The organism is Rheinheimera sp. SA_1, assembly GCF_001669775.1.
Taxonomy (GTDB): domain Bacteria; phylum Pseudomonadota; class Gammaproteobacteria; order Enterobacterales; family Alteromonadaceae; genus Pararheinheimera.
Map to the genome: position 1 here is coordinate 865,840 of NZ_LXWK01000015.1, position 14,707 is coordinate 880,546.

Below are 14,707 nucleotides of genomic sequence, written 5' to 3' on the forward strand. Positions count from 1 at the left end.
GCTTTATATAACAGTGCGCAATAGTTCGGGTTACGGCTGACCTGCTCCTGCAAAATAAAACCCTAACTGACGTTTCAATGTCTGCGGCAGTTGCGGCAGACTGGCTTTTGGCAGTAAAAAAGTCGCCATATGGAATAAATCGGTAAAGATCCGATTTTTTTCGGTGGTGCGTTTTAAGTAATCATGGCCAGATGAGCCGCCAGTGCCAATTTTGGTTCCCAACATCCGCTGCACCATCATGGCGTGTTTATACCGCCAGATCGTCAGATTTTCGTCGATTTCAGTCAAGCAGGTTAGCACCTGAAATGGCAGGTTAAACACCGGCTCTTCCTGATACAAACTGATAAACAGCGCTGCCAGCATCGCGCGTTGACTAAGCCGGAAACTGCCATCCTGTTGTAACTGCTTATATTTATCGTTATCCAGTAAAGCGGCAAATTTAGCACGGGTTTTGTCAATTTCGCCAAGTTGCAACTCACGCTCATGTTCGGCGATTTGCACAATGCTACGGACGGTTTGTTCGTCTTCATCCAGCATTTGGGTAGTAGCGTTTTGGTACATCTGCCAAAAACTAAAATCGCCAAATTCTAAAAACGGCATCCGCTCCAGCCATTTTTCGACTTGCTCAAACAAACTCGGTTGTTGCTCCAGACTTTGCAAGAACAAGCGATCTTGTTCATTGAGGCGGCTGTAAAAGGAGTTTTTATCATAATCAATCCGGTAGCCACTTTTCAGACCCAGACCAATTTCTAACATTTTGAACTGCACACTCTGAAAACCAGAAGCCGGCACCAGATAGTCGCGAAATGACATAAAATCCTGCGGCGTCATCGTTTCCATCACGCCAATCTGCTGGTTCATTAGCTGCTGGATGGTGATCACCCGTTTTAGCTTATGCACCACACCTGTCAGTTGTTCATCCTTAACTTCGGTCGCAGCGAATACTGAAAGCACTGACTTTAACTCGTGTAACACTTGCTTAAACCACAGCTCATACACTTGGTGCACCACAATAAATAAGGTTTCGTCGTGGGCTTCATTGCCATATTTGGCGCTTTCCGGCGCTTGTGCCGTCAAAATTTTATCGAGTTGCAGGTAATCGCCGTAATAACAAGGCGTGGTATTTTTTTGCATAATGAGGATCCGGCCGATGGCCTTAATTGCGACTGCGCATTGTAGCAGTGCATCAGCCACAATGTCAGTCTGACCAGCTGTGGCATTTTTGCTGGTGAGGGTTTATGCTTAGCCGAACAAAAAAACCAGTCAGGTCAACCTGTTTGACCGCAAACGACGATGGAGCAGTTGATGAAACTACATGATGATATCCACAACTATTACGAAAAACTGATGCTTGATCACCTGCTGGAACTGGGATTAACGGATCAGGATCCTGAATATCTGGCCGACTTATCCTGTATCGTGCTGAACCAGCTGCCCTGTAAATATATTCGTTATGAAGTGGATTTAGCGTTTTACCTGCCACAAACCGAACGTTTTGAAATGGTGACCCGAGTGAAAGAAGCCGTTGCCAAAGGCCGCGCATTTTTAGACAGTCCGGATAATCTGAAGGCTGATGACCAAACCGCCCCAACCACGACCGCTATTGATGCCTGAATCTGAATCAAAATCTGAAATAGCGATGGTAAACAAGCCTGTGCCGCTGGCGCAGGCTGCCATCGAAATACAGTTAGCCGTTGATTTAATTATGTTACTGGAACAACAGCAGTTGCCACCGGCAGTGATTCTGGCGGCGCTGGAGATAGTACAGGCTGATTTTCAGCGAGCTTTTGCAGCAATAAAGCCACAAGGCTGAACCTCAAGTGTAAAAATCTTTCTAATGTAGTAAAAAACCAACTGGATAAGTGGGAACACTGCAATTTCGGGGAACATAAAGAGGTAAAACAAAGGAGAATTTGGGTGGTAGCCTTACCAGCCACATCCCGGCACACACGTCATACGCTTCGGCTGCTTCCTTCCGGACCTGACCGGGTTCACGTACTAGTATTGCGAGAGGACCGATAAGGCCACCATTGTAACGAACATAACGAAAAATGCATCGTGGCAAGTTGAGGCTTACCTTTGACGCGGGCGCATTATGCGCAAAACCGCCACGCATCGCAACCCATTCTTCGCATCACACTACGCAAATTCTGGTTTTTTCGCGGTCATTTGCTGAAAAAACACGCGCATCTGCTGACAATCCTGTTCGAAATTATCACCTGTCTGATGTAAAGGTCCAAACACCAGCTTCTTTTGCGCATAGTCCAGGCCAAGCAATTGAATAGGTACACCGGCGGTTCTGGCAATATTCCAGAAGCCGGAGCGCCAGGTGGTGACTTTTTTGCGCGTGCCTTCCGGCGACACACCAAGGATTAACTGCGGCTGATCAGCAAACTGGCGGGCGATTTGTTCCACCACACCATGTCGCTCGGAGCGGCGCACCGGGATGCCGCCCCAACGTAATAACCAGTTCCGCAGTGGCCAGACAAAAATACTGTGTTTGCCTAAAAACGAAATTTTCACGCCCAGCGCCAGACTGGCGGCCATCGCAATCACAAAATCCCAGTTGGAAGTATGCGGCGCCACCGCCACTACAAATTTAGACAACGGCGGCAAATTACCTTCAATTTGCCAGCCGAGCTTTTCAAGTACCCAGCGGCCAAATTTTTGCGCCGCCGGGCTCTGGTGTTTTGGGGCTTCTTTGGGTAACTCCGGCCAATGTGTCATTGACAACAACCTTCTTCTGCCAATATTTCATTCATATGTTTTGCTATTTTTTTGCCAACAACGGCTGATAAGCCGCCAGCAACAATTTCAGTCGTTGTTGATTTTTCAGACCTAACCGCACCATTTGTTTATGCGCCATCGACAGTTGCTCGATTTCGGCATCGGCAAAAGTGTATTGCACCGAATCCAGCGCCAACATTGGACCATCGGCAATTTCCGGCGCCGCTAACAGCTGCTGGATCGCTTGTTGAACCCGATCACGAAATTGTGCGTCCGGGTAACCAAGCTCCAGATAAGCCTGTTGCATCAACGGATAAAGCTGATTGAACAGCGCCACTACTTCGGCTTGTGGCGCACTTTCCAATAACTCCAGATGCCGCTGATAACGCTGATAATTGGCGATATCCAACTGATACTGCTGACCGGTTTGCGTCGCTTTAAAATCCTGTGTCAAACCTTTAAATAGGGCTTGTTCCGGTACCAGCCGGCCTTGTGCAATATTGTCAATCTGCACGACAAAGCGCCGGACCATTTCTTCGCCGACAAACAACGATGACAATCCTGCTTGCCATGGCAACGCCAGCAATTTTTGTTTTACCACCCCATCGGACTCGTCGAGTGCCGGTAGCGGTTCAGTGGCGACCACTTCCTGCTCGGCTGGTAATGCGGTGCCGTCAATGCCAGCATCCGCCGCCTGTGCGCTGATTTCATCGGCAGGCTCTTGCGCTGTAGATAACACATCGGCCGGTTCGGTCACCGGTGTCGTCACCTCAGGCACTGCGGCTGTTGTTTCTGTGACTATCACTGGCACAGGTTCGGGTTTTAAAAAATACCAGCCGCCAGCTGCCAGAATAATCACTGCGACAACGGGGCCAATCCAGCGCTGCGTTGCCGGATTTGTAGTCGTTTGTTGAGAAGTTCGATCGGTGGTTTGACTTGGCGTGCGGTTAGACATAGATCCCTCGCAAATAACGAATAACAACAGTGTGCTACTGTACCCGAAGCGCCGGTGGCGTTCCACCGGCAGTTACAGCTTCGGCACAACTACAGATTCATTCTGTAGATCAGAGCGTTGCATTGTATGGCAAAGTCGGCAATAGTTAGCAAAGTAAAGTTAAAGCCGCAGGCTGTTTGTCGTGTTGTATGAGTGATTTAAAGCAAAACCCCAAAATAGCCTTATTACTGACCGGTGGCGGCGCCAGAGCTGCTTATCAGGTTGGTGTGCTTAAAGCGATAGCTCAGCAGTATCCGCGTAACAGTAAATCGCCGTTTCAGATTATTTGTGGCACGTCCGCTGGCGCGATCAATGGCACTGCGGTCGCCTGTTACGCCAGTTGTTTTCACTTAGGGGTGCGCAAACTGGAATGGATCTGGAAAAACTTTCATACCCATCATGTGTACTATTCCGATTATTTCCGAGCTTCCTATCATCTGCTGCGAGGGTTTTTCAGCGCATTTCAGGCAGATTACGCCAATCACAAACCAGTCTCGTTACTCGACAACAAACCGCTGAAACTGCTGCTGAACGAACTGCTGGATTTAAAACGGCTAGACCGGAATATTATGGGCGGTTATCTCGACAGCGTGTCAGTGACCGCCAGTTGCTATAACAGCGGCGATTCCATTACATTTTTCCAGTCCAAAGATGCACCGGAATGGCAACGTTCGCGTCGCTGCGGTCAGCGTACTTTGCTGGGTATTCACCATCTGATGGCGTCGGCCGCTATTCCGCTGGTGATGCCGTCAGTGCGGATCAATCAACATTATTATGGTGATGGTAGCGTCAATCAATTGGCACCGCTTAGTGCGCCTATTCACCTCGGCGCCGACAAAATTCTGATTATCGGGTTGGAACAACCCAGACGCCGCGAACATCTACAGCAAATGCCCCATCATCCGAATCTTTCCACTATCGCTGGTCATCTGCTGGACAGTATTTTTTCTGATACTTTAACCGCAGATCTGGAACGGATGCTGCGGGTGAATAAAACCATTCAAACATTGCAGCAGCATCAAATCAAAACCGAACTGAAACCGGTGCAAAGTTTACTAATTAACCCCAGCACCAACTTTAATCAGCTCGCCAGCGAAAATTATCTGGCATTGCCGATGGCGGTGCGCACCTTACTGCGCTGCATCGGCATCAAACAACACTCGGATTCCAGTCTCGCCAGTTACCTGTTATTTGAAAAGTCATTTACCAAACGATTGATTGAATTAGGTTATGACGACGCCATGCTGCAAATGGACGAAATTATGGCGTTTTTAGCGCCAAACGCTGAAGAGCCTGAAGTCAACTGAAGCTAAACGGGCAGCTTATTGCCGTCAATTTGCTGACGACCAACAGGCTGTCAGTTATCAACATTTGTAACCATATGTATTCCATAGCTATTAAATAATGGCATAGATCCTGCTCTGTACAAATATCACTCTTTTACAGGAGCAGGCTGATGGAATTGTTCAGCTTTAGCGAAATGTCTTTGGATCACGTTCCAAGTTACGCCAGCGTCACATCAAAACCAAATTGGTCACATTTGACCAATACCGTTGGACCAGGTTTGGTTGAACAACTGCAAACCAGTCTTGATTTGGCACAGCAGCTGCAAATTTTCTCGATGGCTGCGGGCAAAGTTTTGCCGCTGACGGCAATTGAAATGCATACTGCGGTTGGCGTGTTCAGCGCGGCGGGCTCGTATCCGGCAGAGCATGAATATCGCAGCATGCTGCTACTCAACGATCAATGTCTGGCTGAACTGGTGTATCAAAGTGAAGTGCAAATTAGTCCGCTACAACAAAGACGGTTACTGGAGCTGGAAACCCAATGGTTGTTTCCGCTTCGAAATGCTTTGGTGGTCACCCGCTTACAACAGCTGGCACTAAAAGACACGCTGACCGGCCTTGGCAATCGGCGGTTCTTTGATGATTCCTTTGCTAAGGCCGTACAATTTTCTGAACGAAAACAACAGCCTTGTGCACTAATCCTGCTCGATTTAGACAACTTCAAAGCGGTGAATGATCACCACGGTCACCACGCCGGTGACGAAGTATTACTTTCAGTAGCTGATGCAATGCGTAATACCTTGCGCGTCAGCGACAATTTATTCCGTTTTGGTGGTGATGAATTTGCGGTGTTATTGACCTCAGAAGACGCATCGAGTGCCGAATTGGTCGCACATCGTTTAGTAAAAGCCATTTCACAGCACCATACTTGCGACAAATTTGGTGTTTCTGCCAGTGCCGGATTGGCACAATTGGTCGAAACGGAAGATTGCAAAAGTCTGTTTAATCGCGCGGATAGCGCGTTATATCAGGCCAAACAAGCCGGTAAAAACCTGGTACGGCAATCTGCAAAAGCCAATACCTCATTGGCAGAACTCGCCAAAGCTTAAGTGGATTGGGGTGCAGCACTAACCGAAAGCCAACTTTGTGCTGCGGTTGGACCACAAGTCGCCCCATGATCCACCACCAGTAAAATTTGCTGCCCGGCAATGATTGACGGCACGGAGCCACGTTGCCAGGGCGGCACCTTCCAAAGTTTAAACCACTGTTTTAACGGCTTATTGTGCGGGTAACCAGCCGGTTTAAACCGGTAACTGAGCCAGCCAAAACCTAACTCTAATGAAGCATCTGTTGCTACAGCTAAAGGCCAATAACTGGCATCTGCACCAAAATCAGCCTGCTGTGTTTGCCACACCATCCTTCTGCCATCCGCTAGCCTGACAATTTCTCCCGGCAACAACGGTTGCAGACTGGGTGGTTTTGTCATAACAGACTGATGTTGTGACGGGTTTAATAAATACAAATAACCAGCAAAACGGCGCAGACTATGACCGCCCAACAAAATTTGCGGTTCGGCATCGGCTTTAGCCTGGATCAGTTCCTGTTTGATCCGCAGCAGCCGCTCGCTGCCAGGATTTAACCCAAACTGTTTCAACCATAACCGCAGCAGCAAGTTTTGCGTCAAATCATCATGCTGCATCAAGCCGGCAACCGATAACTGCTCAGCACCGGAAATTTCCGCCAAGTGGCGCTGCAATAAGTGATCGTTGACTTGCTGCACCTGCCCTAACTGTTGCAAGCTTCGACTGGCGGTCGTGGCAATTGATCCCCAGCGCTGTTTTAACAGTGGCAGCACTTCAAGGCGCAAAAAATTGCGGTCAAACCGGGGATCCAGATTACTTTCATCGTTAATCCAACTCAGCTGCAAATCTTTGGCAGCGGCTTCCAACTGTTCTCGTTCAAAATTTAACAACGGCCGTAATATCCAGGCATCGCCCACAGGTTTTGCACTCGAAATACCAGCAAGCCCGGCAGGACCACTGCCGCGCTTTAACGCCAGCAACAAGGTTTCCAGCTGATCATCGGCGTGATGTGCCGTTAATAGTGCGTTGTGGGAGGAACCAAGCAGCTGCCCGGTCAATACCTGATATCGTAAAGTCCGAGCCTGCGCTTCGATATTGGCTGATGTTGCAAGACGAATATGACGGATCCGCAGCGGCACGCCGAGTCTGTCACACTGCTGCTGACAAAATACTGCCCAAGCGTCAGCATTTGCGCTTAAACCATGATGCACATGCACTGCCTGCAGCTGTCGGTTTGGTGCGCTTGCCTGCCAGCGCACCAATAACTGTAACAGCAGCGTCGAATCCAGCCCGCCACTGAGTCCCAACACCACGTTTTGAATGGCATAACTTTGCAGCTGCAGCTCAATCGCCGCATCAAGTTCGCGGATCAAGTGGCTGACCGGCTCTTTCGTTAGATCAGGTTTTAAATCGGGCATAAAAAAAGCCGCACTAGGCGGCTTCCTGTTTAGCAGTAACCGAAGGACATCAACCGTTTATAACGGCGATCCAAGAGTTCAGCAACTGATAATTTATCCAGTTTGGCTAAATCACGCAGTAAGGCTTGTTTCAGACTGGCGGCCATTTGCTCATGAGCACGGTGCGCTCCGCCTAATGGTTCCGGAATAATTTCGTCAATCAGATTCAGCTCTTTTAAGCGTGGTGCAGTAATGCCCATCGCATCGGCGGCCAATGGCGCTTTTTCAGCACTTTTCCACAGAATAGAAGCACAACCCTCAGGCGAAATCACCGAATAGGTACTGTATTGCAGCATGTTAACCTGATCGCCAACACCAATCGCCAATGCGCCACCAGAACCACCTTCACCAATGACGGTACAAAGCACTGGCACTTTTAACCCAGCCATCACTTTTAAGTTACGGGCAATGGCTTCACTCTGACCACGTTCTTCCGCGCCAATGCCCGGATAAGCACCTGGGGTGTCGATAAAGGTAATGATCGGCATATTAAAACGCTCGGCCATTTCAAACATCCGCAGCGCTTTACGATAACCTTCCGGCCGTGGCATGCCGAAGTTCCGTTTAATTTTTTCGTGGGTATCGCGGCCTTTCTGATGGCCGATGATCATCACAGTGCGCTCACCTAACCGGGCAGTACCACAAACAATAGCGGCATCATTGGCAAAAGTACGATCGCCCGCCAGTTCATCAAAATCAGTGAAAATATGCTTAATATAATCAAGCGTATAAGGACGCATCGGGTGCCGCGCTAATTGTGCGACTTGCCAGGCACCCAGCTCAGCAAAGATTTTTTTGGTCAGCGTCAGGCTCTTTTCTTTGAGCTTGTTCACTTCTTCTTCCAAGCCGAGATCGAACTCGCCATTGCGGCTGACTTTGCGCAGTTCTTCTATTTTTGCTTCAAGTTCCGCAATCGGTTGCTCAAACTCTAAATAATTCAGCATCATCGACTGTCACTACCTACTTAGTTAAATTCAAGATGTATTGTTGCTAATTGTTTTAACTGATGCAACAAAGCGTCTGTGGGCGTTACCCACCATTCAGTTCCCAAAGCCATCGTTACAGCGCCTTCCTGGCGTTGATAGCGGACCTGTACCGGTACAGTGCCCGCTTTAAATTCGGTTAGTACCCGCTGTAACCTCGGCAAATAATCCGCGCCAACCTGCGCTGAATCTACCATAACCAACAGGGATTTAAGACATTTTTCCCTCGCTTGGGTGATTTCGACCACTTCGCGGCCGGTCATTGTAAGGCCGCCACTGAAATCATCAAAGCTGACCTGTCCAGAAACCACCAAAACCCGGTCTTTTTGCAGCAGATGCTCGAAGTTCTCGAATTGTTCGGGGAAAAAACGTACATCTAAGCGAGCTGATTTGTCATCTAATTGCACTAAAGCCCAGCGCCGGCCTTTTTTGTTGATCAGCACCCGCACCGACACCACCAAACCGCAGGCATGCACGGTTTGGTCACGCCGTCCCGGCTGCATTTCAACCAGTCGACAACTGCTGTAATGATGCAATTCGGCCAAATAACGGTTGATCGGATGACCGGTCAGATAAAGCCCCAGCGTTTCGCGCTCCCCTTCGAGCCAGACTTCGTCCGGCCACACCGGCACTTGTTTAAAGGCTTTGGCCGACATTTCAGGTTCTGGCGACAACAAGCCAAATAAATCACTTTGGCCAACGGCTTCGGCTTTAGCGTGTTGTTCAGCGGCTTTCATCGCTTCTTCCAGCGTTGCCATCAACGAAGCGCGATGTGGCCCTAGTCTATCCATTGCACCCGATAATATCAGCTTTTCTATGACACGACGGTTAAGCTTTTTTAAATCCACTTTGGCGCAAAAATCGAATAAATCGACAAAAGCACCTTTTTGGGTGCGCGCTTCAATAATGGCTTCAATCGGGCCTTCACCCACCCCTTTAATCGCACCAATGCCATAGACAATATGGCCAAGCTCGTTGACGGTGAATTTATACAAACCGGAATTGACGTCAGGCGGAATCAGTTTGAGCTTCATTTGCTCACATTCATCGACCAAAGTGACGATTTTGTCGGTGTTATCCATATCCGCCGACATCACCGCCGCCATAAATTCGGCCGGGAAATGCGCTTTCATCCACAGCGTCTGATACGACACCAGTGCATAGGCGGCGGAGTGCGATTTGTTAAAACCATAACCGGCGAATTTCTCCACCAGGTCGAAGATTTTCATCGCCAGTTCCGGATCAACACCATTATCGGCTGCGCCATTCTGGAAGGTGTCGCGCTGCTTGGCCATTTCTTCCGGTTTTTTCTTACCCATAGCGCGGCGCAATAAGTCAGCGCCACCCAGGGAATAACCTGACAGCACCTGGGCAATCTGCATCACCTGCTCTTGGTACAGAATAATGCCGTAGGTTGGTTCCAGAATGGGTTTCAGCGATTCGTGTTGCCAGGTAGCATCCGGATACGAAATCGCTTCGCGGCCGCGTTTACGGTCGATAAAGTTATCTACCATGCCCGATTGCAGCGGACCCGGCCGGAACAGCGCCACTAGTGCAATCATATCTTCGAAGCAGTCGGGCTGCAGGCGGCGGATTAAGTCTTTCATGCCACGCGATTCCAGCTGGAATACCGCAGTGGTCTCCGCTTTCATCAGCATGTCGTAACTTTTTTTATCGACCAGCGGAATTTGCGTGATATCGACCGGCGGCTTGCCCTCTTTCAGGTGCCGCTCGTTTACCATATTCACTGCCCATTGCAAAATGGTCAGGGTGCGCAGGCCGAGGAAGTCGAATTTCACCAAGCCGGCATATTCAACGTCGTTTTTATCAAACTGGGTGACCGGGTTATTGCCTTCGCTGTCGCAATAGACTGGGGCAAAATCGGTAATTTTAGTGGGCGCGATCACCACACCACCGGCGTGTTTACCGGCGTTTCGGGTCACGCCTTCCAGCCGACGCGCCATATCAATCAGATCTTTGACTTCCTGATCAGCGGCATACAGCTCAGGCAGGCGCGGCTCTTCGATAAAAGCCTGCTCCAGCGTCATACCCGGCGTTGGCGGGATCAGCTTGGAAATCCGGTCAACAAAACCATATGGATGGCCTAGTACCCGGCCAACATCGCGGATCACCGCTTTTGCCGCCATGGTACCGAAGGTAATAATTTGCGATACCGCTTCCCGACCATACATGTCGGAGACGTGTTCAATCACTTCGTCGCGCCGATCCATACAAAAATCGACGTCAAAGTCGGGCATCGACACCCGCTCCGGGTTCAGAAACCGTTCAAACAGTAAGTCGAATTCCAGCGGATCTAAGTCAGTGATTTTCAGCGCGTAAGCCACTAAAGAACCGGCACCCGAACCCCGACCCGGCCCCACCGGAATGTCGTTATCCTTGGACCACTGAATAAACTCCATCACCACCAGGAAGTAACCTGGGAACCCCATCTGGTTGATAACATCAAGTTCAATTTGCAGCCGCTCGTCATAAGGGATACGTTTTTCAACGCGTGCCGCTTCATCCGGAAACAGAATTTGTAAACGGTCTTCCAGGCCTTCACGTGATTTCAGCACCAGGAAATCGCCGTCGGTCATACCACCGGTCGGAAAAGCCGGCAGGAAATATTCGCCCAAACGAATGGTGACGTTACAGCGTTTGGCAATTTCCACCGAGTTGGCCAGGGCTTCTGGTAAATCGTGAAACAGCGCCTGCATTTCTTCGCTACTGCGTAAATATTGCTGCTCGCTGTAGTTTTTCGGCCGGCGTTTGTCTTCCAGCGTGTAACCATCGTGGATGGCGACCCGGATTTCGTGGGCGGAAAAATCATCAGCAGTTAAAATCACCACTTCATTGGTCGCAACCAACGGCAGGCCGGTATCTTCGGCCAGCGTCACCGCCTGTTGCAGATAAATTTCTTCATCAACCCGGCCAGTGCGGGTCACTTCGAGGAAAAACCGGTTGGGGAAATGTTGCTGATAAAAGGCCACTAACTGATCGCTACTGCCTTTATTGCCTTTGATGAGTGCTTTGCCCAACGGGCCGTCTTTGGCGCCTGAAAGCACAATCAGCCCGGCATTGTGTTCAATCAGCCAGTCGTGGTCGATTTGCGGTTTTTCCGCCACATGGCCACGCAGATAAGCTTTGGACAGCAACATGGTCAGGTTCTGATAACCTTCGTTGTCGGCCGCCAGAATGAGCATGCGACAAGCTTCACCCGGAAACAACGGATGTTGCGCCCAGACATCAGCGCCGACAATCGGCTTAATGCCCGCATCATGCGCCGTGCTGTAAAACCGCACCAGGCCACACATATTCATCTGATCGGTCAGCGCCAATGCCGGCATGCCGAGCTTTTTGGCAGCACTGACTATCGGCTTAATTTTACTGACGCCGTCGATCATCGAAAAATCGCTGTGTACCCGAAGGTGCACAAAACCCGGTTCCATGCTTATCCTTGCTAATGCTGTGAATTAGATCTGGTTAAACGCTGTCATCGCCGGCGCCTGGACCACGTTCAATCGCGTCCCGCACCGGCTTATAGCTGCGACGATGTTCCGCCAGAATACCGTGTTTTGCAATAGCCGCCAGATGCTCGGCAGTCGGGTAGCCCTTATGCCCGGCAAAATTGTATTCCGGATATTGCTGATGTAACTCGGTCATTTCAGCGTCCCTGGCCACTTTGGCGATAATAGAAGCGGCGCTGATTTCCGGCACTAAACTATCGCCTTTCACTACCGCACTACCGCAGTGTTTGAGGCCATCAGGTACTCTATTACCGTCCACCAGCACCCACTCTGGCTTGATGTGTAACCCGGCGACAGCCCGCTGCATCGCCAGCATAGTGGCGTGCAGAATATTCAACTCGTCAATTTCTTCAACTTCGGCCCGGCCTAAACTCCAGCTCAGTGCTTTACTGCGAATTTCTTCTGCCAGCAATAGCCGTTTTTTCTCGCTGAGTTTTTTTGAGTCATTTAAACCGCTGATTGGATTATTTGGGTCGAGGATCACGGCGGCAGTGACCACAGCGCCTACCAGCGGGCCACGGCCTACTTCGTCGACGCCGGCGATGAATGAGAAGTCTGGCCTTTGGTAATCAGTCATGTAATAACTCCAGCACCGCTTTAGCGGCTTGCGCGCTGGCATCGCAGCGAATTTGTTGATGAATATCGGTAAAAGCGGCCTGGGTTGCGCTACCTGATTGCATCAGCAATGGCTGCATCGCGCTGACCAGCGCCGGCACTGTCACCTGATCCTGCAGAAATTCCGGCACCAGTGCTTTTTTCGCCAGTAAATTCGGCAAACTAAAAAAGTCGACTTTCACCAGCCGACTGGCAATTTGATAGGTCAGCCAGTTGGTTTTGTATGCTACCACCATTGGCGTTTTAGCCAACATCGCTTCCAAAGTCGCTGTGCCGGAAGCGATTAACACTGCATCGGCGGCGGTCAGCGTTTGCCTGGCCTGACCAATCAACAAGGTTAACCTAAGATCCGGCGCGATCTCGCGGCATATTTGGCTAAATAATTCGGCTTTGACCGGCGTCACCATATTACAAACCAGCTGTAAACCTGGGTTTTGCTGCTGTAACTGCACGGCAGCCCGTAAAAATTCTGGCGCTAATAATTTGATTTCATTGGTGCGACTGCCTGGCATCAGCGCCAGTAACGGTTTATCCGCAGTAAATCCAAGCGCGACTTTGGCCGCGGTTTTGTCCGGTTGTAATGGCATCTGATCGGCTAAGGTATGGCCAACAAAGGTACAAGGTACCTGATGTAAATCGTAAAAGGCTTTTTCAAACGGCAACAACGCCAGTACTAAATCAGTGGCCGCAGCAATTTTAAAAATCCGTTTTTGCCGCCAGGCCCAGACGGACGGGCTGACATAATGCACGGTTTTAATACCGGCTTGTTTGAGCTTCAACTCGACCGGTAAATTAAAATCCGGCGCGTCAATGCCAATAAATAAGTCCGGTTTGTGCGTGGTAAAATGCGCCAGAATTTCACGGCGTACTTTAAGCAACCGTGGCAACCGCCCCAGCACCTCAACAATCCCCATCACTGCCAACTCTTCCATATCAAATACGGCTTTTAAGCCTTCGGCGCGCATCCGATCACCGCCAATGCCATAAAATTCAGCATTTGGCTGCGCCAGTTTTAGCGCCCGGATTAAATCAGCGCCGAGGATATCACCGGAATGTTCACCGGCAATCAGGGCAATTTTTAAAGGTGAAGTATTAGATTGCATCACGTTATTATCGGATCCTTGCTGGATATATACGACCGATCTTACCTTGCTTTAGGCAATCACGGCAGCATTTTATCGGGTTGCTTTGCTGCTGAACGCAAATAAAAACGCCGTTGTCAGACCCGACAACGGCGCTTCAAAAATGGTTGTATTGCAATCAGTTAACGGACAATACCACGCGTTGAATTCTGAATAAAACTCGTAAATAACTTAATTTCCGGCCACTGCTCAGTTTTGTCAGCAAGCTCGGTCAGTGCTTCATTGACCGTCAAACCCTGCCGGTACAACACTTTGTATGCCCGACGAATTTCCAGAATGGCCTCGGCACTAAAACCTCGACGCTTTAAGCCTTCTGAGTTAATCCCGTTTGGCACTGCGTGTGAACCATGCGCCATCACAAAAGGCGGAACATCTTTGACCACAATAGAACCGCCGCCAATAAAGCTGTGCGAGCCGATCTGACAGAATTGGTGCACTCCACTCATGCCACCAATAATCACCCAGTCACCAACGTGACAATGTCCTGCGGTGGAAGCGCCATTGGCAAAAATAACATTGTTACCAATCACACAGTCATGCGCGACATGGGTGTAATTCATAAACAAATTGTGGCTGCCAATCAGGGTCAAACCTTTGTCCTGAATGGTGCCGCGATGCACAGTGCAACCTTCGCGGAAAATATTAAAATCACCAATATGTAATTCAGTCGGTTCATTTTTATATTTTTTATCCTGGCAAGCTTCGCCGATACTGGCGAACTGGAAAAAATGGTTGCCACGGCCAATGGTCGAAGGACCTTTAATCACCACGTGTGATTCGACAATACAATCATCGCCTAATGTCACGCCAGCGCCGATGTAGCTAAAAGGGCCAATCCGCACATTATTGCCAATCACAGCACCTGGTTCGATCACTGCTGAAGGATGGATCATA

13 protein-coding genes and 1 other RNA gene are annotated in these 14,707 nt (G+C 49.6%); 4 read left to right on the forward strand and 10 right to left on the reverse strand.

Features of this window, described 5'->3' with window-relative positions; translation table 11 throughout:
• Window positions 1-30: 30 nt before the first annotated feature.
• Window positions 31-1,134 carry a tryptophan 2,3-dioxygenase family protein gene (locus tag A5320_RS11225; protein ID WP_068064943.1) on the reverse strand — a complete coding sequence of 368 codons (1,104 nt, stop codon included), beginning with the start codon at window positions 1,132-1,134 and terminating at the stop codon, window positions 31-33.
• A gap of 171 nt (window positions 1,135-1,305) precedes the next feature.
• Between A5320_RS11225 and A5320_RS11230 the strand changes: the two genes are divergently transcribed.
• Together A5320_RS11230 and A5320_RS11235 are read left to right on the forward strand one after the other, a co-directional pair.
• The gene (locus A5320_RS11230; RefSeq protein ID WP_068064947.1) at window positions 1,306-1,614 is read left to right on the forward strand and encodes a late competence development ComFB family protein; all 309 of its coding nucleotides are present in this window, start codon (window positions 1,306-1,308) and stop codon (window positions 1,612-1,614) included.
• Between the two features lie 25 nt (window positions 1,615-1,639).
• Window positions 1,640-1,813: a DUF2496 domain-containing protein gene (locus A5320_RS11235; RefSeq protein WP_082971726.1), complete on the forward strand. Its 174-nt coding sequence runs from the start codon at window positions 1,640-1,642 to the stop codon at window positions 1,811-1,813.
• A 111-nt stretch (window positions 1,814-1,924) separates the two neighbouring features.
• Here the strand turns inward: A5320_RS11235 and ffs are convergent.
• The 3 genes from ffs to A5320_RS11250 form a co-directional block, all read right to left on the reverse strand.
• An RNA gene (ffs, locus tag A5320_RS11240) (signal recognition particle sRNA small type) lies at window positions 1,925-2,021 on the reverse strand.
• A gap of 118 nt (window positions 2,022-2,139) precedes the next feature.
• A complete protein-coding gene (locus A5320_RS11245) occupies window positions 2,140-2,727 on the reverse strand; it encodes a 1-acyl-sn-glycerol-3-phosphate acyltransferase (RefSeq protein WP_068064352.1) in 588 nt (195 codons plus the stop codon).
• A gap of 43 nt (window positions 2,728-2,770) precedes the next feature.
• The gene (locus A5320_RS11250) at window positions 2,771-3,682 is read right to left on the reverse strand and encodes a DUF3014 domain-containing protein (RefSeq protein WP_068064359.1); all 912 of its coding nucleotides are present in this window, start codon (window positions 3,680-3,682) and stop codon (window positions 2,771-2,773) included.
• 188 nt (window positions 3,683-3,870) lie between these two features.
• Between A5320_RS11250 and A5320_RS11255 the strand changes: the two genes are divergently transcribed.
• Together A5320_RS11255 and A5320_RS11260 are read left to right on the forward strand one after the other, a co-directional pair.
• Window positions 3,871-5,028, forward strand: coding sequence for a patatin-like phospholipase family protein (locus A5320_RS11255; protein ID WP_068064363.1), 1,158 nt, complete (start codon window positions 3,871-3,873; stop codon window positions 5,026-5,028).
• 149 nt (window positions 5,029-5,177) lie between these two features.
• Window positions 5,178-6,116: a GGDEF domain-containing protein gene (locus A5320_RS11260; RefSeq protein WP_068064365.1), complete on the forward strand. Its 939-nt coding sequence runs from the start codon at window positions 5,178-5,180 to the stop codon at window positions 6,114-6,116.
• Here the strand turns inward: A5320_RS11260 and tilS are convergent.
• The 6 genes from tilS to lpxA form a co-directional block, all read right to left on the reverse strand.
• Window positions 6,113-7,507, reverse strand: a complete 1,395-nt coding sequence (gene tilS, locus A5320_RS11265; protein WP_068064369.1) for a tRNA lysidine(34) synthetase TilS — start codon at window positions 7,505-7,507, stop codon at window positions 6,113-6,115. The genes A5320_RS11260 and tilS overlap by 4 nt on opposite strands.
• A 29-nt stretch (window positions 7,508-7,536) precedes the next feature.
• Window positions 7,537-8,493, reverse strand: coding sequence for an acetyl-CoA carboxylase carboxyl transferase subunit alpha (accA, locus tag A5320_RS11270; protein ID WP_068064372.1), 957 nt, complete (start codon window positions 8,491-8,493; stop codon window positions 7,537-7,539).
• A 17-nt stretch (window positions 8,494-8,510) separates the two neighbouring features.
• Entirely contained in the window at window positions 8,511-11,978 is a 3,468-nt protein-coding gene (gene dnaE / locus A5320_RS11275; RefSeq protein WP_068064374.1) for a DNA polymerase III subunit alpha, read from the reverse strand.
• 34 nt (window positions 11,979-12,012) lie between these two features.
• Window positions 12,013-12,633 (reverse strand): ribonuclease HII, encoded by a 621-nt coding sequence (gene rnhB / locus A5320_RS11280; protein WP_068064376.1) that lies wholly within the window; start codon window positions 12,631-12,633, stop codon window positions 12,013-12,015.
• A complete protein-coding gene (gene lpxB, locus A5320_RS11285) occupies window positions 12,626-13,774 on the reverse strand; it encodes a lipid-A-disaccharide synthase (protein ID WP_197490093.1) in 1,149 nt (382 codons plus the stop codon). The genes rnhB and lpxB overlap by 8 nt, the downstream gene beginning before the upstream one ends.
• 161 nt (window positions 13,775-13,935) lie before the next feature.
• A complete protein-coding gene (gene lpxA / locus A5320_RS11290) occupies window positions 13,936-14,706 on the reverse strand; it encodes an acyl-ACP--UDP-N-acetylglucosamine O-acyltransferase (protein WP_068064379.1) in 771 nt (256 codons plus the stop codon).
• Between the last annotated feature and the right edge of the window lies 1 nt (window position 14,707).

Coding starts and splice junctions, on each gene's coding strand:
- A5320_RS11225 (WP_068064943.1), bottom strand. CDS start 1,134: ATGCAAAAAAATACCACGCCTTGTTATTACGGCGATTACCTGCAACTC.
- A5320_RS11230 (WP_068064947.1), top strand. CDS start 1,306: ATGAAACTACATGATGATATCCACAACTATTACGAAAAACTGATGCTT.
- A5320_RS11235 (WP_082971726.1), top strand. CDS start 1,640: ATGGTAAACAAGCCTGTGCCGCTGGCGCAGGCTGCCATCGAAATACAG.
- A5320_RS11245 (WP_068064352.1), bottom strand. CDS start 2,727: ATGACACATTGGCCGGAGTTACCCAAAGAAGCCCCAAAACACCAGAGC.
- A5320_RS11250 (WP_068064359.1), bottom strand. CDS start 3,682: ATGTCTAACCGCACGCCAAGTCAAACCACCGATCGAACTTCTCAACAA.
- A5320_RS11255 (WP_068064363.1), top strand. CDS start 3,871: ATGAGTGATTTAAAGCAAAACCCCAAAATAGCCTTATTACTGACCGGT.
- A5320_RS11260 (WP_068064365.1), top strand. CDS start 5,178: ATGGAATTGTTCAGCTTTAGCGAAATGTCTTTGGATCACGTTCCAAGT.
- tilS (WP_068064369.1), bottom strand. CDS start 7,507: ATGCCCGATTTAAAACCTGATCTAACGAAAGAGCCGGTCAGCCACTTG.
- accA (WP_068064372.1), bottom strand. CDS start 8,493: ATGATGCTGAATTATTTAGAGTTTGAGCAACCGATTGCGGAACTTGAA.
- dnaE (WP_068064374.1), bottom strand. CDS start 11,978: ATGGAACCGGGTTTTGTGCACCTTCGGGTACACAGCGATTTTTCGATG.
- rnhB (WP_068064376.1), bottom strand. CDS start 12,633: ATGACTGATTACCAAAGGCCAGACTTCTCATTCATCGCCGGCGTCGAC.
- lpxB (WP_197490093.1), bottom strand. CDS start 13,774: ATGCAATCTAATACTTCACCTTTAAAAATTGCCCTGATTGCCGGTGAA.
- lpxA (WP_068064379.1), bottom strand. CDS start 14,706: ATGATCCATCCTTCAGCAGTGATCGAACCAGGTGCTGTGATTGGCAAT.